Here is a 17,895-nt window from a genome sequence, read left to right as displayed (position 1 = left end):
AGCGCGCAACCGAATGGATGCGCGCCGGCGGGCGCGAGGCGGGTCATCGCATCGCGCCATCAAGGACTCGAATCAGGATGTGAACGGCGGTGCGCGTGGCTGCGCGAAGGTGAGCGGTGCGACGCGCCGCACGCTTTCGAAGCGGGCTGTGGCGCTCTGCTGACGCGCGCGGACCGCGGTGACGAACAGCGTTTCGACGCTCGGCATCACAGGCAGATGCGCGAGCAGGCTGCAATAGCCGCAGGCGTCGCCATCGGACATCTGCGTGTGCTTGCTGGGGGAATCGCCGGGGGCTGCTGGTGTGTCCGCTGCGTCCGCCGTGTCTGCCGTGGCGTGCGTGTCTTGCGGTGCGGCATCCTGCGCCGGCATCTGCATCCGCATGGGCGACGTGGACTGCATCGCCGACATATCGTCCATTGCGTCCGTCGCATCCATCGACGCCGCCCGGCAAAGCGCGGCGGACATCACGGCATCGTCCACGTGGGCGGCGAGCGTATGCGAAATCGTCGGCGCGAGCGCCGCCATCAGGATCGCGGCCAATCCCAGCCAACTGCCGATCTTCAGGTGCAGACGATTGAACATACGCCCGGCGCTATGCGACGAAGTGGCGACCCATGATCGATAGACCATGATTTGCGGCAAATTATGCCATGCGCGCCCAACTGTCCGAACTCTCGCGGGGCCGCGATCCAGGCCGTGGAATAAATGCGCCCCGCCCGGTCAATAGAGCATACTGCCGACGGCAAATCCGCCACGCACAGGCGACAATGCCTGATCCCGGCTTGGGCACGGAGTGTTCATGAAAGCGCAGCGCCCGCATCCTTTACACGTCTCTCGCGAAAATACGCCGCGTGCCGAATGGCGCGACCACGTGCTGCCCTATTTCCTCACGGCGCTCCTGATCGCGTTCGCGGTCATGCTGATCGTCTGGCTGGCGAACCCGGCGCCGCCGCGCACGATCACGATCAGCGCGGGCCCGCGCGACAGTTCGTTTATCGTCACCGCGAACCAGTACAAAAAGATCCTCGCGCGCAACGGCATCCAGCTGAACGTTCTCGAATCGGATGGCTCGGTGCAGAACCTGCAACGTTTGCTCGATCCGAAACAGCACGTCGATATCGCGCTCGTGCAAGGAGGCGTCGCCGAGGGGCTCGACACGTCGTCGCTGATGTCGCTCGGCAGCGTGTTCTATGTACCGGTGGTCGTGTTCTATCGCGGCACGCGCCTGACGCAACTCGCGCAACTCGAGGGCAAAAGGATCGCGATAGGCCGTGAAGGCAGCGGCACGCGGCTGCTTGCGCTGCAACTGCTCGCGGCGAACGGCATCGTACCCGGCGGGCGCACCACGCTCCTGCCGAGCGACGGCCTGCAGGCCGCCACGGAACTGGTCACGGGGAAAGTCGACGCGGCGATCCTCAGCGGCGACTCCACGACGCGCGGTCTGATGCTGCGGCTGCTCAAGGTGCCCGGCATTTCGGTGATGAATTTCGACGAAGCGGCCGCCTATACGCGCCTCTTCCCGTTTCTGGACCAGATCGATCTGCCGCCCGGCGTGCTTGATCTGAAGCGGCGCATTCCACCGGAGACCGTGCATCTGATCAGCCCGACCGTCGAACTCGTCGCGCGGCGTAATCTGCATCCGGCCATCTCCGATCTGCTCATCGAAGCCGCGCAGGAAGTGCATGGCACGGCGGGCCTGCTGCAGCACGCGGGACAGTTTCCGAACCCGGTCGCGCATGAATATCAGATCAGCGAGGACGCGCGGCGCTACTACCGGACCGGCAAGGGTTTTCTGTACCGCACGCTGCCGTTCTGGCTCGCGAGCATCGGCGACCGCACGCTCGTGCTGCTCCTGCCCGTGGCGGTGCTGCTGGTGCCGGCGATGCGGGTGATTCCGGCGCTCTATCGCTGGCGCGTGCGCTCGCGCATCTATCGCTATTACGGCTCGCTGATCGCGATCGAACGGCATGCGCTCGCCGGAGCGACCGAGGACGAGCGCACGCAACTCCTCGGGCAACTCGACCAGATCGAAGGAGCGTTGAACCGCCTGCGCATGCCGCTCGCGTACGCGGACGCGTTCTATGTGCTGCGCGAGCATGTGGGCTTCGTGCGCAGCCGGTTATTGGCTGCGCGGCCCGCGGTGGTGTCCTGAAGCGCCGCCCTGATGCGGGCGGCCGGCGTGTTATGCCTGGGAGGGAGGTACTGCGGGGGTGCTGGCTGAAGGAGCGTCCTGCGTGCCGGGTTGCGTGTTGGCCTGTGCATCGGCTTGGGCGCTGGCCCGTGTGTCGGCTTGTACATCGGCCTGTGCATCGACTTGGGTGCTGGCCTGACTACCACCCTGCGTGTCGGTCTGCGCGCTGGCTTGCGTGTCGGTCCGCTCGTTGGCCTGAGCGCTGGTCTCGCTACCGGCCGCCGGCGCCTTGTCCGGCGACGCTGACTGTGCAGCCGCCTGCGCCCCCGCCTGTTCCGCCACGGCTTCGCCACTATTCGCGGACGATGCCGCCGCCTCGGCCTGCGGCTTGTCAGCCGGCGCGCTTTGCGAGCCCGCCACCGAATCAGCGGTTGCGCCCGCGCCTGCGGCCGCCTTCTGCGCCCCTCTGGCCGCGCGATGCGCGAGCAGACGCTGCGCGCCCGCGGCTTCCTGCGCGGTGACCTTGCCGGCCTCGGTGCCCGTCAGATCGACGCGCGCCGCGCCTTCGACGAGGCTCTTCCAGTAGCGCCCGCCACGGCACCACGTCTTGATCGCGTCGCGCAGTTCGGCTTCGGTGAGCGAAAGCTCTTTCGCGTGCACGACGAGGTCCTCGAAAATGCCGATCTTCAGCGCCAGCTTCGGCGCCGGGTTCTTCGGGAACGCAATCGGGAAGCGCTTTTGCAGACGCCCGATCGACCTGACGACCGGGTCCACCGGTTTCGCATCCACCGCCGGCTTCGCCTGCGCGGCGGCCGCCTGCGCCGCGCCGCGCGGCTGCCCGTGGTGGTGGCGCGCGGGCTTCGCACCCGGCTTCGCATCCGGGCGGGAACCGGCCTTCGCGGCCGGCTTCGAACCGGGCCGCGAATCCGGCTTGGCGGCGGACTTCGAAGCAGGCCGGGCAGCCGATTTGCGATCGGGCTTGCCGGCGGACTCGGCCGCGGCGCGAGCGGCGGCCAGTTGCTTCTTCAGTTCAGCGAGTTGTTCGAAACCCATAGTGCGCAACCAGTCAGTCGATTCGTAAAAACGGGATTGTAGCAGTCTGCGCAAACGCCCTCGTGACAACCCTGAGCGGTGTGCGGATCGTCAGCCCGCGGCAGGCGCCGACGCGTCGGCATCGTGCGCGCGCAGACCCGACACGGCGACGCTCAAACCGGGCCGCCCGGCGTTATTGCGCAGCGACAGCGCAAGCTGATGACGCCCGGCAATCCGCGCGACGATCGCAAGACCGAGACCGCTGCCCTCGCCCTTCGAGCCCTCGCCGCGATAGAAGCGGTCGAACACGCGTTCGCGCTCCTCCTCCGGAATGCCCGAGCCGCTATCGACGACCTCGAAACCAACCCGCTCTCCCGCGCGCCGCAGCACCACGTCGACGCGGCCGCCGGGCGGCGTGTGACGGATCGCGTTGTTGATGAGGTTCCCTAGCAGCACGCTCATGCTATGCGGCTCGGCCAGCACCGTATAGGCGTCGTTCGGCGCGCGCGCGCTTTCGCATTCGAGGCCGAGATCGATCTCGCGCATCTCCGCGAGCAGCGAAAAATCGCTGACCACCTGTTCGCCGATGCGTCGCAGGCTGACCGGCACCATCGACGTGACCGGCTGCGCGTCTTCGCGCGCGAGCGCCAATAATTGCTGCACGAGGTGAATGATGCGGTTCACACGATGCTCGACGCGCTCGAACGCCTGCCCCTCACCCGTTAACGAGCCGTCGCGCGAGGCCGCCTGCAATTGCAGCTTCAGCGCGGCAAGCGGCGAGCGCAGTTCGTGCGCGGCATCGGCGATGAACGTGCGCTGCGCCTGCGACGCCGTATGCAGCCGTTGCAGCAGATCGTTGAGCGCTTCGACGAGCGGTCTGATTTCGACCGGCACGGTGCCGTCGAGCCGCAACGGTTCGAGCGAATCGATCGAACGCGTGGCGAGCGCGCGCGACAGGCTTCCGATCGGTGCCAGGCCGCGCGCGACCACCAGCAGCACGAGCACGACCGTCACCGGCAGCAGCACGCCGAGCGGCCATAGCGTGTGCAATGCGAGCTGCAGCGCCAGATCCTCGCGCACGGACACCGGCTGCGCGACCTGCACGTAGCGCTCCTTCTGCTCGACGCCGAAGGTGCGCCAGTGGTAGTCGCCGCGCTGCACCGTGTTGAAGCCCTGCGGCAGGCGCGCAAACACCGGCGCGCGAGCGGAGTGGTAGATCAACTGGCCGCCGCGCTCCCAGATTTCGATGACGATGCGATCGTCGGCGAGATCGCCGAGGTCGGGTTCGCGCCGCTCGCCGCTGCCCGCGCCGCTCAGGTTCGACGGCAACGACAGCGCGACGGTGCGCAGCTCGTAGTCGAACAGTTCGCTCGCTTCGCGCCGCGCCGTGTGAAAGATCGCGTAGCCTGCGACGGCCGAGGCCGCCACCGTGCCGAAGATCAGCCAGCCGAGCAGCCAGCGGCGAATCGACGTCATCAGCACCTCTTCAGACGGTAGCCGACGCCGCGCACGGTCACGATCTGATCCGCGCCGATCTTGCGCCGCAGACTGTGCACATGCACTTCGATCGTATTGCTGCCGACCTCCTCGCCCCAGCCATACAGTTTTTCTTCGAGCTCGGCTTTCGTGAACACGCGCGTGGGTTCCTCGATCAGCGCTTGCAGCAGGGCGAATTCGCGCGGCACGAGCGGCAGCGGCACGCCGTTCTTCGTGACTTCGTGCGCGGCCGGGTCGAGCGTGAGTTCGCCGTGCGCATAGACCGGCTGCTTCTGGCCGGTGCGCCGCCGCAGCAGCGCGCGGATGCGCGCGGCCAGTTCGTCGAGATCGAACGGCTTGATGAGATAGTCGTCGGCGCCGGCGTCGAGACCGCGAATGCGTTCGTCGATCGCATCGCGCGCGGTCAGGATGATGACGGGCGCCGCACCGCCATTGCGGCGATACGTGTTGAGCACGTCGATGCCGTCTTTCTTCGGCAGGCCGAGATCGAGCAGCACGAGATCGTACACGCCGTTATCCAGCGACAATTCCGCGGCGCGGCCATCCTCGGCCCAGTCGATCGCATAGCCGGCGCGACGCATCGCGCCGAGCACCGTTTCCGCGATCATGTCGTCGTCTTCGACCAGTAGCAGGCGCATGGCCTCTCCTTCGTGCAGGGTTGCCCGCCGCATTATCGGATGTAGCGGCTTAACGGTTCCTTATGAGCTTATCGGCAAGCTCCGATGACTTGCTGTTCTGTCTTCAACCTCGCGCATCAAGTCAGGTCAAGCACGTCCTGGAGTCAGGGTCGCCTCATAATGAATCACATCGAACGCCCGCGCAAATTAAGCCCTTGATGCCTTGTTTGACAGTTGTCCACGATGTTGCAAGATAGCGTCACTCGTGGGACGGCGCGTTCTTGTGCCTGCCTGGGAGTATCGCAGCACTTGCGGGGGGTCAGGGATTCATTCCTTTTGTCGTACGCGATCCAGCGCCATGATAGGTTTGCCGACTGATCTGACATGTACATGAAAGACAGATGGCGATCGATTTCAAGGTCGGAGCTCACCGAAGCTGCACGCTCCACACGCGGCAGGAATATCGCGGCAACCCTTTTAGCGACGAGGCGCGCGCTGGGCGCCGGCTCATTACCTCGGCAAGCGCATGGGAGCTTACACACGACACGCGCCAGCTAGCGCGGCTCGTCGAGTTCATGCGCAATGCGCCCGGCGGCGCAATCGCGAGCGGCGCTGCGCCGGATCAACTCGCCCGAATGCTACGGGCCGCCGTCGAGCGCGGCGATGTGATTGCAGTCGCGTCGGAGCCGCGTGTCTCGGGCGGAAGCTGCGCACCTGTCCAACAGCAGATCAGGCCGTACTATACGACCGTCACACCGTCGCAGGCATTCCGGCGCGCGCTGCCCGTGGCGCGTGTCGCACGCTCTTTCGAGCGCCCGAAATTGCCACGGTTGCCCGCCGAGGATGGCCTCGCGATCTGGTTCGCCCGTCCCGGCGACGTGCTGCCCGATGGAACCATCGCCACGGCGGTATCGACACCACTCGGCGAGGCGCAGCCGTTTGAGTACAGCGAGGCTGCGCCCATTGATAATACCGAGCAGGACGCCGGGTTATTTCTCTCGCCCGAAGAAGAGACCGAGTGCGAAATGCAGCTCAATGCGGACATGGATGAGTGTTCGGTTTGGTACGCAGCTAAACCATCGTCATGGGGCGTGTGTCGGGAACGCTCTATGCAGCGATATGCAAACTGTTTGAGAGGACTTGGTTGATATGGAAAAAAGACCGCCACGATGCGTTGTCATCGCTTACGACGAAGACGAGCAGGCACTGAAAATTTGCACGCTGTATCGAGACTCACTTGCCAGGCGGCTGGATGCGGCACTAGTTGTTCCGTGGCGTCTTGAAGACGTCGACTTCAAGCTGGATGATGAATCTGCCCGGACCATTGGGGGCGTTGTCTTCGGCCTTCTGGCCGTGCATCAGCCGAAGCTGAAGCAGTACATCAGTGTCACACCTCATCCGGACAGCATCAAGCATCCCGGGCCGCCCGAGCCTGACAAAAAGTAACCGGTTGGTGCCCGGCCAGCGATCGAGCGGAGGCCACGAGTAAGACTGCCTGAAGGATGACGTCGAGAAACTTCATCATCGTCTCCGCATTGCGCTGCGCCACATCACGATAACAGCCTGTAAAGCCTTACCGCATATAACTCATGGGCGGAGAATCCACGATGTTGCAAGGTAGCGTGACTCGTGGGACGGCGCGTTCTTGTGCCTGCCTGGGAGTATCGCAGCACTTGCGGGGATTTCAGTGATTCATTCTTTTGTCGTACGCGACCCAGCGCCATGATAGGTTTGCCGACTGATCTGACATGAACATGAAAGACAGATGGCGATCGATTTCAAGGTCGGAGCTCACCGAAGCTGCACGCTCCACATGCGGCAGGAATATCGCGGTAACCCCTTTAGCGACGAGGCGCACGCCGGCCGCCGGCTATTTCAGAACTATCAACAATGCAGAGGTTACTGATGGCTAATCATCCGCCCTATTCCGTGGTTCTAAGCTACGCGGAAGACCGCCAAAGGCTCACGGTGCAAACTATCGATCCCGCCAGGCTGGCACCACTTCTCGCCGGGAAGCTCGAAATGCCCATTCTGCTCGACGAGTACGATTTCAAGCTCGACGACGAATTTGCGCGGAGGCTTGGAGTTGCGATGCTCAATTTGATTGCGCTCGGTCAACCAGACATCAAGCAATACATATCGGTCACACAGGAACCCATCGACAAGCCCTCACAGCCGTAGCACGCACCATGCAAACACCACGACGATGCGTTGTCATCGCTTGCGACGAAGACGAGCACGCACTGAAAATTTGCACGCTGTATCGGGACTCACTTCAGCATCAAGCATCCTGGGCTGCCCGAGCCTGACAAAAAAGTATATTGAAATGACGCAGAAACAGAAGGCCAGCATCGTTTTCTACGATGCGCAAACGCAACAGATCAAGATTTGCACTGTGCTTCGCTCTCAGGTGCAATCAGCCATCGACCGAGCAGCGGCAATGACCGTCCCGCCAGAAGCAGAGGAAAACTCGACCGAGCCAGTCACCGACGAACACGCTCGCCAGCTAGGCGGAATGGCAATTCTGATTCAGGCAATGTCCAATCCCGATTTGCGCGAGCGCCTTCAAATCACAACAGCCCATCCAATGAGGTGGGAGACGCCGACGCCGCCAGTGGCCGATTAAGAGGCAAAGGCGTACCGAAATAGCTTCGTCCACTACGAACGGGGCACGGATTTGTCTAATGCGCCATGCGGCCCAACGGACGGAACGGAAAGGGTCACCAAGAAGAGTGTCAATTGGTGGATGGTGGTTCAAGCGTTATTTTGCTGCCTTTACCATCAGTCACTTCGAGAAAATTCCGAAGTTCCGGGTATTGCGTAGCGAACCACAGGAGTGCAGCGCCGCCGAACCGACGCGCGAATTCATCCGTGATGGGATCGTCCACCCCGACCGCATGTTCTATTGACATGTTTATACGTGCGCCTTTCAAGGCTCGGGAATCCACAAAACCTGTCTTTATCGTCTTTGTTTCTGGATCGTAGTAAGAGACGAAATATTCAATCATCAATACCCTCTACATGCCTGATAGTCTGCGAACGCCTGCTGTTTGCAGGCAAGATATGTACGTGCATCGCCTCCGTACATTTTGCTCAATGCGCTGCAATACGTCATTCGAGCTTCGTACATTGCATCACATTCCGCTTCTTCGGCTTCGCTCACGCCGCGTACCGCCATTGTCAGCACGTTGCCTCTACTGACTGAATCACCCATTTCGAAGGGTGCAGCGTCGGCAAGCGACGTTGAGGCGTGCCTATCGCCTACTTGCGTACCGACCACAGTGGCAGCCGCATCTGGCAGGCCTTCACCGCTGCTGCCGCCTGCCTTGGCTGCGCGTGCGGCTCTCAGTTGCGCTTGCCAGGTGGCCGGATCGTACTGGACGGACCTCGCTGCGAGACGTCGCAGCGGCGTACTATCGGGTGGCGGAAACAGGTCAGCACGAGGGCCCTTGACGGCTAGCAGGGAGCCCCGGCGCACCTCGGCGAGAAGCGCATTGATGATCCACCAGCCGTCGGTGTCGGGGTTCCGGTCCCGCACATCATGAAACGTCAGCCAGTGACGTTTCATGATACTCCGTAGCAGATCAAGATCCCGCTCCCATTCCCTACGGTTCAGTTGGGAAATACTGAGAAATTCCTGGGTCTCTGCTCTGGCCTTCCCGAGATAGGCGGCCTTCCTCAGGGCCGCCTCATAGTGCCATTCGTCGCAGATGACATAACGGGCACCCAGTGGCCGCTGGCAGAACAGCTCCACGGAGTGCATCTCAAATACGGACTGGGACATAGGTATGCCGATGATCTATCTGAAGTCGCTGCCGGGGTTGACAGCAGTCAGATGATTACCGTGTGACAGGCATCCGTACATGGGCGACAGCCCAAAATCTCCGTGGCTTTCGATGAGACAGAAAAAAACGCCCGCAGGAACATTGCGGTTTTTCGCGCCAGTACACCGCGTAACAGCCTGTAAAGCCTTACCGCATATGACTCATGGGCGGAGAATCAACTTAAGCATGCCTTAAGCGCCTTCTGCGCAGAATCGGCATCCGTTTCGCGGCATTCGCTCGTGGTTGCCCGAATTCTCGTCAGGAGCCGGATTTTGCCCGTTTTCCATGCCACCGCGGTGGCTCTGCCCGTGGCTGCATCCGCCACGGCAGCGACAGCGCCGCGCCCCCGCCCAGCGGGGCGGCTGCGTGCGCTCGTGCCGCTCTGCGCGCTGCTGCTCGGCGCTTGCGCGACGTATCACCGGGAGCCGCTCGCGCCGCAGGACACATCGACCTCGGCGCGTTCGCTCGAACGCATTCGCATCGATCCGTCGAGCATGCCGCTGCCGGAGCTGGCCGCGCATCGCTTCGATCCCGCCGACGGCCTCGACATCGACGAAGTCGCGATGCTCGCGGTCGCCAATAATCCCGACCTCAAGCTCGCTCGCGACGATCTCGGCATCGCCCGCGCGCAGGCTTATTCGGCGGGTCTGCTGCCCGATCCGCAACTGAGCGTGTCGAGCGATTATCCGGGCGCGGCCGGCGCCACGCGCGCGTTCAATTATGGCCTGAGCATCGACGTGATGGCGATCGTGCTGCGCAGCGCGAACAAACAGTCCGCCGATGCGACGGCCGCGAAGATCGATCTCGGTCTGCTGTGGCAGGAGTGGCAGGTCGTCGCGCAGGCGCGGCAGTTGTTCATCAAGACGCGCTTCCAGCAGGACACGCTGCCGCTGCTGCGCGAGCAACGCGATCTCGCGCGCACGCGCTACGAGCGCATGGCCGCCGCGCGCCGCGACGGCAATCTGACCGACGACGTACTGAGCACCGCGCTGCTCGCCTACAGCGATGCGCGCAAACAATACACCGACGCCGAACGCAGCGCCGCGCAAACGCATCACGATCTGAACGCGTTGCTCGGGCTCGCGCCCGACGTGCAATTGCAGTTGCAGCCGGCGTTACCGGCGCAGTTGCCATCGCCGTTGCAATCGCAGCCGGGCAGCGACGACGCGCCGCCCCCGGACGACACGATCGACACAGCGCTCGCCAACCTCGCACAACGCCGCCCCGACCTGATCGCGCTGCAAGCCGGTTATGAAGCGCAGGAGCAGAAATATCGCGCGGCGATTCTGAGCCAGTTTCCGAGTCTGTCGGTCGGTTTCGTGCGTGCGAGCGACACGTCGAACATCTACACGAGCGGTTTCCAGATCAACCTGAGCCTGCCGATCTTCAACCGCAATCAAGGCAACGTCGCGATCGAAAAAGCCACCCGCCAGCGCCTGCGCGACGAATACCAGATGCGCCTGAACCAGGCCTACGCGGACGTCGCGCGTCTGCGCGAAGACAGCACGATTCTCGCGCGGCAGTTGCAGCAGACCGAGTCCGCGCTGCCCGACGTCGAGCACGCCGCGCAGCAGGCGGCCGCGGCCTACGCCGAACACAACCTCGCGCTCGGCGCGTTCACGGACGCGCAAAGCGCCGCGCTCACCAAACGCATCGACGTCGCGACGCTGCGCGAATCGCTCGCCGAACAACGCGTCGGTTTGCAAGCGCTGCTCGGCAGCGCGATTCCCGACGCCTTTTCCTCCGCTCAGACTTTCACCGACACTCATGCGAAATAGCCTGTTTCCGCCGCTGCGGCCGTGGCCGCGCGCCGTCACCATCGCGGCCATCGCACCCCTTGCGGCTCTTGCCGCGCCGCTCGCCTGGGCCGCGCTGCTGTGCGCATCCATTCATGCAGCCCATGCGGCCGATAGCGCCGCCGCCGAGCCGCAACCGTCCGTCGCCGTCCAGACCGTGCGCGTGCAGCGTGCCGTGATCGCGCAGCCGGTGCGCGGCTTCGGCATCGTCGCGGCTTCCGCTTCGAGCCTCACGACGATCAACCTGCCCTACGTCGCGCGTATCGTGCAGATGCGCGTGCAGACCGGCCAGAGCGTCGCGCGCGGCACGCCGCTGTTCGTCGTGCAGGCCGATCCGGCCGCGGTGCTGGCCGCCACCCAGGCAAAGAGCGCGCTGACGCTCGCGCAAGGCGAACTCGCGCGCACGCAGTCGCTCTATGACAAGGGGCTCGCCACGCAGTCGCAACTCGCGAGCGCGCGCAAAGCCGCCGACGACGCGCAGCAGGCGCTCGCCGCGCAGAATCAAACCGGCATCGCGGGCGGCAACAAGACCATCACGGCGCCGTTCGCCGGCGTGGTGCTGCAACTGTCCGCGGCGCAGGGCGATCAGGTGGCCGCCGGCGCGGCGATCCTGCAACTCGCGAGCGGCCATCTCGACGCTACCCACGATACCCGCGCGAACGTGACGCTCGGCATCGAGCCCGCCGATGCAGGCTCGGTTCATCCCGGCGACACCGTGACCTTGCACGGCCTCTCCGCTCCGCTCGCGAAAACCGCCGTCGCGGGCCGCGTCGTGCTGGTCGGCGCCGCGGTCGATCAGCAATCCCAACTGGTCGATATCGGCGCGAACGTGCCGCTTGCGCAGACGCCGTTCATTCCGGGCACGCGCGTCGCCGCCGACATCGCGACACGCAGCGGCACGCACTGGATCGTGCCGCGCGCGGCCGTGCTCGAGGACGGCCAGGGCCACTACGTGTTCCAGATCACGCCGCAAAAGAAGGCACACCGCGTCGCAGTGACGATCGCGGTCGAGAACGGCGAGCGCTACGGCGTCGACGGTTCGCTCGACGCCGCGCTCGGGCTGGTCGTGAGCGGTAACTACGAGTTGCAGGACGGCATGGCGGTGCGCGCCGGTGGAGACACGCCGCGATGAACTTCGGCCAATGGATGCAGACGCATCGCCGCTCGCTCCTCTTCGTGATCGCCTTGCTCGCGATCGCGGGCGCACTGACCGCGTTCCGTCTGCCGATCTCGCTGTTTCCGAACGTCGCGTTTCCGCGCGCGGTCGTGTCGCTCGACGCGGGCGACCGCCCCGCCGAGCAGATGGCAACACTCGTCACGATGCCGGTCGAGGAAGCGCTGCGGCGCGTGCCGAACGTGCGCGACGTCGAATCGACCACGAGCCGCGGCGCCGCGGAAATCTCGCTGAACTTCGACTGGGGCACCGACATGGCGCAGGCGACGTTGCAGGCGCAATCGGCGATCAGCGAAATTCTCGCGACGCTGCCGCCCGGCACGACGATGCAGGTGCGGCGCATGGACCCGACCGTGTTTCCGGTGCTCGCGTACAGCCTCACGTCGACGCAGCAGTCGCTCTCGGCGCTGCACGACCTCGCGCAGTTCCAGATGCGTCCGCTGCTGTCGTCGGTGGAAGGCGTGGCGCGTGTCGAGGTGATCGGCGGCGCACAGGACGAATTCGAAGTCGCGGTCGATCCCGCGCGCCTCGCGGCGTACAAGCTGTCGCTCGCGGACGTGTCGAAGGCGATCGGCGCGAGCAACGTGCTGATGGCGAACGGCCGCATCGAGGATCACGACAAGCTGTACCTCGTCGTCACCAACACGACGATCACGCAACTCGACGAACTGCGCAACGTCGTGGTGTCCGCGAGCGGCGCCACACAGATCCGTCTCGGCGATGTCGCGACGGTGAGCGCGGGCGTCGTGCCGCAATGGATGCGCGTGACCGCCGACGGCAAGGACGCGGTGCTGTTGAACATCTATCAGCAGCCCGGCGCGAACAGCGTGGCGATGGCGCGCGCGATCCGCCAGCGGCTCGCCGCGTTCGAGCAGCAGATGCCCGCTGGCGTGCATCTGTCGAACTGGTACGACCAGAGCGAACTCGTGATCGCGTCGGCCACGAGCGTGCGCGACGCGATCATGATCGGCGTGGTGCTCGCGGCTTTGACGCTGTTCGTATTCCTGCGCAACTGGAAGATCACCGCGATCGCGGTCGCGCTGGTGCCGGTCGTGATGGCCGCGACGATCCTGCTGCTCGACGTGTTCGGCATGGGCTTCAACATCATGACCCTGGGCGGTATGGCCGCCGCGGTCGGCCTCGTCATCGACGATGCGATCGTGATGATCGAGCACATCGCGCGACGCATGCGCGAGGCCGGCGCGCACGCGTTTCATGGCCGCGTGATGGCCGCGGCGCTCGAATTCACGCGGCCGCTCGCGGGCTCGTCGGCGGCGACCTTGATCATCTTCGTGCCGCTCGCGTTTCTCTCGGGCGTGACGGGCGCGTTCTTCAAGGCGCTTTCGGTGACGATGGCAAGCGCCCTCTTCATTTCGTTTCTCGTCACATGGCTCGCGGTGCCGATTCTGTGCGACCACTGGCTCAAGCCGGAAGACGCCGAAGAGCACGCGGAAACGCGCCTCGCCGCGTGGCTGAACCGGCGCTATGCGGTTCTGGTCGCGCGCGTGATCGCGCGCCCGCCGCTCGTGCTGCTCGGCGTGCTGCCGCTCGTCCTGGTGGCAGCGTTCGCGTTCACGCGCGTCGGCAGCGGCTTCATGCCGAGCATGGACGAAGGCGGCTTCGTGCTCGACTATCACACGCAGCCGGGCACCTCGATCACCGAAACGGACCGGCTCATGAAGCAGATCGAGCAGATCATCCGCGCGAATCCGAACGTCGCGACCTATTCGCGCCGCACCGGCGCGGGGCTCGGCGGCGATCTGAACGAACCGAACAAGGGCGACTTCTTCGTGCGACTCAAGTCCGGCAAGCGCGAGCCGATCGAAACGGTCATGGAGGAAGTCCGCTCGCAGATCGAAACGCAGGTGCCGGGTGTAAACATCGAACTCGCGCAACTGATGGAAGACCTGATCGGCGATCTGACGGCCGTGCCGCAACCGGTGCAGATCAAGATCTTTTCCGACGACACCCGCACCCTCGAGACCACCGCGCGCAAGGTCGCGGCGCGCATCGGCCAGATTCATGGCGTGGTGGACGTCAATGACGGCATCAACCCCGCCGGCGACGCGCTCGAACTGCACATCCTGCCCGCTGCCGCGGCGGCCGAGGGCATGGACCCGCAATCGATCGCGCAGGCCGTCACCGACATGCTCGAAGGCAATGTCGCGACGCAGTTCCAGAGCGGGCCGAAAACGGTCGGCGTACGGGTGCGCGTGAACGGCGCGCGCGAGCTCACCGATACGCAACTGGGCCAGTTACAGATTCGCGCGCCGGACGGGCATCTGTTTGCCTTGAACCGCGTTGCCGACCGGGTGACGGTCACGGGCCAGCCCGAAATCAGCCGCTCGAATCTCAAGCGCATGGTCGCGGTGACCGCGCGTATCGACGGCCGCGATCTCGGCTCGACGATCGCCGAGGTGCAAAAAGCGCTCGGCGAAACGAATCTGCTGCCGCCCGGCATCTACTACGAACTCGGCGGTCTGTATCAGCAACAGCAGATCGCGTTCAAGGGTCTCCTGACCGTATTCGGCGCCGCGATCGCGCTCGTGTTCGGCCTGCTGCTGTTTCTCTACGAGCGCCTGCGCGTCGCGCTCGCGGTGCTGGCGATGCCGCTCTTCGCGGCGGGCGCGGTGTTCATCGGCCTGTGGATCACCGGCATCGAGCTGAACATCTCGGCGATGATGGGCATGACGATGATCATCGGTATCGTGACCGAGGTCGCGATCTTCTATGTGTCGGAGTTGCAGGCGCTCGTGCACGGCGAAGAGATGCCGTTCGACGACGCGCTGCAAAGCGCGGGCCGCAATCGCCTGCGCCCGATCGCGATGACGACGATCGCCGCGATCCTCGCGCTGCTGCCGCTCGCGTTCGCACTGGGGCAAGGCTCGGCGATGCAGCAGCCGCTCGCGGTCGCGATCATTTCCGGGCTGATCGTGCAGTTGCCGCTCGTGCTGTTGCTGTTGCCGGTGTTGCTGAAGCTGTTGATGAAGAAGCGGCCGGTGTGATGTGCGGCGCCAGCACGTCAGCAAATCCGCCGACCGGCGCTCCAAGCGAGCGTATCGCGGCGGCCACCCTCGGCGACAGCAGCGCCTGCAATTCGTCGGCATGGCGGTAGTCGCGCATGCCGGCGCTCAATGCATCGCCAGCGAGCGCCGGGTGACAGTAAATTTCGCCGACGCCGTGCGGCAGATCGGCAAGCGCGGCGAGCCAGGCCGCTTCGTCCATGCGCCCGCTCGCCGCGATGCCGACCACGTAGTCGTTATGCGCGATTCCCGCGCGCTGAAGACGCGTCTTCACGTGCGCGATCCACGGCCTCAGCCACAGAGGCGCATTCGCCTCGAACGGCAGGCGCATCGCCTTCATGCCATATTCGCGGCCGATCTCGAGGATCAGGCCGAGCACGGTGGGATGCAGATGAAAATGCTTGTGCGTATTGACGTGATCGAGCGTCAGGCCGGTCGCGGCAAACGCCTCGAACTGTGCGCGGATTTCGCGCGCGAGTTGCCTGCGTACATGCGGCAGAAAGAAAAACCGCACGCCGTCGCGCACCATGTTGCTGCCAAAACGGCCGTCCTCGTCGAGCAACGCGGCAATCTCCTCGCGCGGCGTGAGCGCGACGCCGTCGGCCAGCACCAGATGCAGGCCCACGCGCAATTGCGGCAACGCACGGGCGCGCGCGATCGCGTCGCGCGCGGCGGGCGCGCCGACCATCAGGCTCGCGGCGCGCAGCACGCCGTTGCGATACGCGCGCTCGACGGCGAAATTCACGCGCGGATGCAAGCCGAAATCGTCAGCGGTGACGATCAGCCCGCGTGGCTTAGCCGCCATCCGAGGCCTCCATCACGTGAAGCCGCTCACGACGCCCGGCTGCCGGCGTTTCGACCGGCATGCGCGCGCCACGCCACACGACGTGCGAACCGAACGCGCTGACGAGCCATTGCAGCGCGAGCAACGTATCGCGCAGCGGCACGAGCGGCAGATCGCGCCAGAAAGTTCGCTCGCGGCGCGCGGCGCGCAGGTGCAGCAGCAGACGCGCGCCGCCGCACACCGCGGTGGCCGACGCGCTGGCGAGCGTCACCGCGAACGGCGCGTGAGCGCATGCGTGCGTCGCGAACGTCGTGGTCAGCCATGCGGCGGTCAACAGCCACGGCGTCGGGAACGTAATCAGCAGCGACACGAAACCGAGCGGATTCACCGAGCGTATCGTGCGCAGCCAGCGCGTCTCGCGCTGCCAGAGCGCGGCGAAGGTCGGCTCGATCACGTCGGTCGCCACCACCACGCGCGAGAGCACCGTTTGCAGGCCCAGCGTGCGCACGTGCTCGGCGAGCCAGTAATCGTCCGCGAGACAATCCTTCAGCGCGGCGAAGCCGCCGATGCGCTCGAGCGTCGCGCGCCGCAGCGCGAGCGTCGCGCCGAAGCCGAAGCGGCGCGAGCCCATCGCATGCGCGACGCGCACCGACGGCGCGAACCATTCGTTGATAAAGAGCGCGCCCACGCGCGGCCAGAAACCGCCCACGCCGCGTGCGACGTAAAGGCAGGTGACGACGCCCACGCTCGGGTCGGCGAGCGGCGCGGCCACGCTGTCGAGATAATCGGCGTCGACGGCGATGTCGCTATCGGCGATCACGATCATGTCGTAACGCGCCCGCTCCGCCATGTTGATGAGGTTGCTGACTTTCAGATTGCTGCCGTGCACGCGTGTGTCGATCGCGAGTTCGATGTCGCGCTCCGGATAGGCGGCTTGCAAACGGCGTACCACTGCAATGGCGGGATCGTGCGGCGACGACACGCCGAGCACCAGTTGAAAACGCCCGTGGCGCTGCTCGCAGAAGGTTCGCAGATTTTCGTAGAGACGCGGCTCGGCCCCGCACAGCGGTTTGAGTACGCTCACGCCAACCTGCGCGAACGGATGCTGCGTTTGCGTGGCGCACGTCGCATCCGCGGCATGTGCCGTGGATTCGGGAGTGGCGGAAAATGACTGGGAACTGGCGCAAGCGCCGCTACGGGAGGCGAATGGATAAGGAGACTTGCGGCGCCGGGTACTGAAAAACGGCATCGCCACGGCGGCGACGGTCGTGTACAGCGCTGCACCGATACAGCCTGCCAGCAGGATCCATTGGCATGCCGTCAACGCGTGCGCCGCCATTGTCCGTATCCGTCAGTACTCGACCAGCACGAACGGTTGCCCCGTCAGGCGCAGATGAAGCACGACGAGCCAACGCCGAGGACAATCCGCCACGACCGCAACCGGACGCAGACCGGGACCAGCCAGAAACGCGCCGTTGCGTTTCACGGCGAGTTCGAATGCGGCCTGCGCGAATTCGCGCGCAACCACCACGCCGCCGACAATCACCGCAAGTGCGAACAGGCGGAACGACGTGGAAGCAAAAAAAGCCTGGGATACCGGCAGCACCGACAACGCAACGCATAGCAGCATATCGGCGCCCACAGCCGTGAGAGACGCGACCAGCAGATGGGCTCGCAGCATGTCGACGGTGACTGGCTTCATAACGTGTCTCGTGCGTGGCTTTGCGGCCTGGCGGGATGTGCGACGTCGCTGATGGGGCTGACTCGATGCCGCCCATTGACGGCATTGATCGGCATAAAAATGCCTGCCCCATGCATTCATCGCACTCATCGAAGTCCTTACGACCAGATTTCGACTATCTGACAGCAACATGGCCTCGCTCGCTCAACACGATCTTGCGACGACCAGTTATAGCGCGTCGATGGTAGCTATTCAAGCTGAAGGAAACCTTAAGCAATCGCGGGGTATGAAGCGGCTAACGAACAGCATGGTTAAACTTCGGGAGCGCTTCAGGAG

17 protein-coding genes are annotated in these 17,895 nt (G+C 64.7%); 8 read left to right on the top strand and 9 right to left on the bottom strand.

What is annotated here, in order from left to right; all coding sequences use genetic code 11:
* Nucleotides 1-72 precede the first annotated feature (72 nt).
* Nucleotides 73-630 (bottom strand): DUF2946 domain-containing protein, encoded by a 558-nt coding sequence (locus tag B9Z01_RS05325; protein WP_420814647.1) that lies wholly within the window; start codon nt 628-630, stop codon nt 73-75.
* 169 nt (nt 631-799) lie between these two features.
* Here B9Z01_RS05325 and B9Z01_RS05320 point away from each other — a divergent pair, with 169 nt between their 5' ends.
* Nucleotides 800-2,152: a TAXI family TRAP transporter solute-binding subunit gene (locus B9Z01_RS05320; protein WP_085481220.1), complete on the top strand. Its 1,353-nt coding sequence runs from the start codon at nt 800-802 to the stop codon at nt 2,150-2,152.
* A gap of 30 nt (nt 2,153-2,182) precedes the next feature.
* Here B9Z01_RS05320 and B9Z01_RS05315 read toward each other — a convergent pair whose 3' ends face one another.
* From B9Z01_RS05315 to B9Z01_RS05305, 3 genes are all read right to left on the bottom strand, one after another.
* On the bottom strand, nt 2,183-3,184 hold the full coding sequence (locus B9Z01_RS05315) for a ProQ/FinO family protein (protein WP_085481219.1): 1,002 nt from the start codon (nt 3,182-3,184) through the stop codon (nt 2,183-2,185).
* Between the two features lie 90 nt (nt 3,185-3,274).
* Complete coding sequence (locus B9Z01_RS05310; RefSeq protein ID WP_085481218.1) at nt 3,275-4,639, bottom strand: ATP-binding protein; 1,365 nt, start codon at nt 4,637-4,639, stop codon at nt 3,275-3,277.
* Entirely contained in the window at nt 4,639-5,298 is a 660-nt protein-coding gene (locus B9Z01_RS05305; RefSeq protein ID WP_085481217.1) for a response regulator, read from the bottom strand. Before B9Z01_RS05305 ends, B9Z01_RS05310 begins: the two co-directional genes overlap by 1 nt.
* A gap of 380 nt (nt 5,299-5,678) precedes the next feature.
* Between B9Z01_RS05305 and B9Z01_RS05300 the strand changes: the two genes are divergently transcribed.
* The 4 genes from B9Z01_RS05300 to B9Z01_RS05285 all read left to right on the top strand — a co-directional run bounded on the left by B9Z01_RS05300 (nt 5,679) and on the right by B9Z01_RS05285 (nt 7,903).
* On the top strand, nt 5,679-6,425 hold the full coding sequence (locus tag B9Z01_RS05300; RefSeq protein WP_085481216.1) for a hypothetical protein: 747 nt from the start codon (nt 5,679-5,681) through the stop codon (nt 6,423-6,425).
* A 1-nt stretch (nt 6,426) separates the two neighbouring features.
* Nucleotides 6,427-6,723 (top strand): hypothetical protein, encoded by a 297-nt coding sequence (locus tag B9Z01_RS05295; protein ID WP_085481215.1) that lies wholly within the window; start codon nt 6,427-6,429, stop codon nt 6,721-6,723.
* Between the two features lie 459 nt (nt 6,724-7,182).
* Complete coding sequence (locus B9Z01_RS05290) at nt 7,183-7,458, top strand: hypothetical protein (RefSeq protein ID WP_085481214.1); 276 nt, start codon at nt 7,183-7,185, stop codon at nt 7,456-7,458.
* Between the two features lie 145 nt (nt 7,459-7,603).
* Nucleotides 7,604-7,903, top strand: a complete 300-nt coding sequence (locus B9Z01_RS05285; RefSeq protein ID WP_085481213.1) for a hypothetical protein — start codon at nt 7,604-7,606, stop codon at nt 7,901-7,903.
* Between the two features lie 109 nt (nt 7,904-8,012).
* Here the strand turns inward: B9Z01_RS05285 and B9Z01_RS34665 are convergent, their stop codons facing one another.
* Both B9Z01_RS34665 and B9Z01_RS36075 read right to left on the bottom strand, forming a co-directional pair.
* The gene (locus B9Z01_RS34665) at nt 8,013-8,285 is read right to left on the bottom strand and encodes a hypothetical protein (protein ID WP_143808836.1); all 273 of its coding nucleotides are present in this window, start codon (nt 8,283-8,285) and stop codon (nt 8,013-8,015) included.
* Nucleotides 8,285-9,061, bottom strand: a complete 777-nt coding sequence (locus B9Z01_RS36075; protein WP_085481212.1) for a hypothetical protein — start codon at nt 9,059-9,061, stop codon at nt 8,285-8,287. Before B9Z01_RS36075 ends, B9Z01_RS34665 begins: the two co-directional genes overlap by 1 nt.
* 348 nt (nt 9,062-9,409) lie before the next feature.
* On the opposite strand from B9Z01_RS36075, the gene B9Z01_RS05275 reads away from it, so the two are divergent.
* Genes B9Z01_RS05275 through B9Z01_RS05265 form a run of 3 tightly spaced genes read left to right on the top strand, consistent with a single transcriptional unit; the run spans nt 9,410 to nt 15,076 of the window.
* Entirely contained in the window at nt 9,410-10,879 is a 1,470-nt protein-coding gene (locus B9Z01_RS05275; protein ID WP_143808835.1) for a TolC family protein, read from the top strand.
* Nucleotides 10,869-12,029, top strand: a complete 1,161-nt coding sequence (locus tag B9Z01_RS05270; protein WP_085481211.1) for an efflux RND transporter periplasmic adaptor subunit — start codon at nt 10,869-10,871, stop codon at nt 12,027-12,029. Before B9Z01_RS05275 ends, B9Z01_RS05270 begins: the two co-directional genes overlap by 11 nt.
* Nucleotides 12,026-15,076: an efflux RND transporter permease subunit gene (locus B9Z01_RS05265; protein ID WP_085481210.1), complete on the top strand. Its 3,051-nt coding sequence runs from the start codon at nt 12,026-12,028 to the stop codon at nt 15,074-15,076. The genes B9Z01_RS05270 and B9Z01_RS05265 overlap by 4 nt, the downstream gene beginning before the upstream one ends.
* Here B9Z01_RS05265 and hpnK read toward each other — a convergent pair.
* Genes hpnK through B9Z01_RS05250 form a run of 3 tightly spaced genes read right to left on the bottom strand, consistent with a single transcriptional unit; the run spans nt 14,988 to nt 17,580 of the window.
* Nucleotides 14,988-15,899: a hopanoid biosynthesis-associated protein HpnK gene (gene hpnK, locus B9Z01_RS05260; protein ID WP_085481209.1), complete on the bottom strand. Its 912-nt coding sequence runs from the start codon at nt 15,897-15,899 to the stop codon at nt 14,988-14,990. The genes B9Z01_RS05265 and hpnK overlap by 89 nt on opposite strands.
* On the bottom strand, nt 15,889-17,217 hold the full coding sequence (gene hpnI / locus B9Z01_RS05255; RefSeq protein WP_085481208.1) for a bacteriohopanetetrol glucosamine biosynthesis glycosyltransferase HpnI: 1,329 nt from the start codon (nt 17,215-17,217) through the stop codon (nt 15,889-15,891). The genes hpnK and hpnI overlap by 11 nt, the downstream gene beginning before the upstream one ends.
* 12 nt (nt 17,218-17,229) lie before the next feature.
* Nucleotides 17,230-17,580 (bottom strand): hypothetical protein, encoded by a 351-nt coding sequence (locus B9Z01_RS05250; protein WP_085481207.1) that lies wholly within the window; start codon nt 17,578-17,580, stop codon nt 17,230-17,232.
* Between the last annotated feature and the right edge of the window lie 315 nt (nt 17,581-17,895).

It is taken from the genome of Paraburkholderia susongensis, assembly GCF_900177725.1.
Lineage (GTDB): Bacteria > Pseudomonadota > Gammaproteobacteria > Burkholderiales > Burkholderiaceae > Paraburkholderia > Paraburkholderia susongensis.
This window is presented reverse-complemented; position numbering and strand designations above follow the sequence as displayed.

Bases quoted from the DNA above. Each gene is read 5' to 3' on its own strand.
- B9Z01_RS34665 (WP_143808836.1), bottom strand. From the start codon at position 8,285: ATGATTGAATATTTCGTCTCTTACTACGATCCAGAAACAAAGACGATA.
- B9Z01_RS05315 (WP_085481219.1), bottom strand. From the start codon at position 3,184: ATGGGTTTCGAACAACTCGCTGAACTGAAGAAGCAACTGGCCGCCGCT.
- B9Z01_RS05265 (WP_085481210.1), top strand. From the start codon at position 12,026: ATGAACTTCGGCCAATGGATGCAGACGCATCGCCGCTCGCTCCTCTTC.
- B9Z01_RS36075 (WP_085481212.1), bottom strand. From the start codon at position 9,061: ATGTCCCAGTCCGTATTTGAGATGCACTCCGTGGAGCTGTTCTGCCAG.
- B9Z01_RS05250 (WP_085481207.1), bottom strand. From the start codon at position 17,580: ATGAAGCCAGTCACCGTCGACATGCTGCGAGCCCATCTGCTGGTCGCG.
- B9Z01_RS05270 (WP_085481211.1), top strand. From the start codon at position 10,869: ATGCGAAATAGCCTGTTTCCGCCGCTGCGGCCGTGGCCGCGCGCCGTC.
- B9Z01_RS05325 (WP_420814647.1), bottom strand. From the start codon at position 630: ATGGTCTATCGATCATGGGTCGCCACTTCGTCGCATAGCGCCGGGCGT.
- B9Z01_RS05285 (WP_085481213.1), top strand. From the start codon at position 7,604: ATGACGCAGAAACAGAAGGCCAGCATCGTTTTCTACGATGCGCAAACG.
- B9Z01_RS05310 (WP_085481218.1), bottom strand. From the start codon at position 4,639: ATGACGTCGATTCGCCGCTGGCTGCTCGGCTGGCTGATCTTCGGCACG.
- B9Z01_RS05305 (WP_085481217.1), bottom strand. From the start codon at position 5,298: ATGCGCCTGCTACTGGTCGAAGACGACGACATGATCGCGGAAACGGTG.
- B9Z01_RS05300 (WP_085481216.1), top strand. From the start codon at position 5,679: ATGGCGATCGATTTCAAGGTCGGAGCTCACCGAAGCTGCACGCTCCAC.
- B9Z01_RS05320 (WP_085481220.1), top strand. From the start codon at position 800: ATGAAAGCGCAGCGCCCGCATCCTTTACACGTCTCTCGCGAAAATACG.
- hpnK (WP_085481209.1), bottom strand. From the start codon at position 15,899: ATGGCGGCTAAGCCACGCGGGCTGATCGTCACCGCTGACGATTTCGGC.
- B9Z01_RS05290 (WP_085481214.1), top strand. From the start codon at position 7,183: ATGGCTAATCATCCGCCCTATTCCGTGGTTCTAAGCTACGCGGAAGAC.
- hpnI (WP_085481208.1), bottom strand. From the start codon at position 17,217: ATGGCGGCGCACGCGTTGACGGCATGCCAATGGATCCTGCTGGCAGGC.
- B9Z01_RS05295 (WP_085481215.1), top strand. From the start codon at position 6,427: ATGGAAAAAAGACCGCCACGATGCGTTGTCATCGCTTACGACGAAGAC.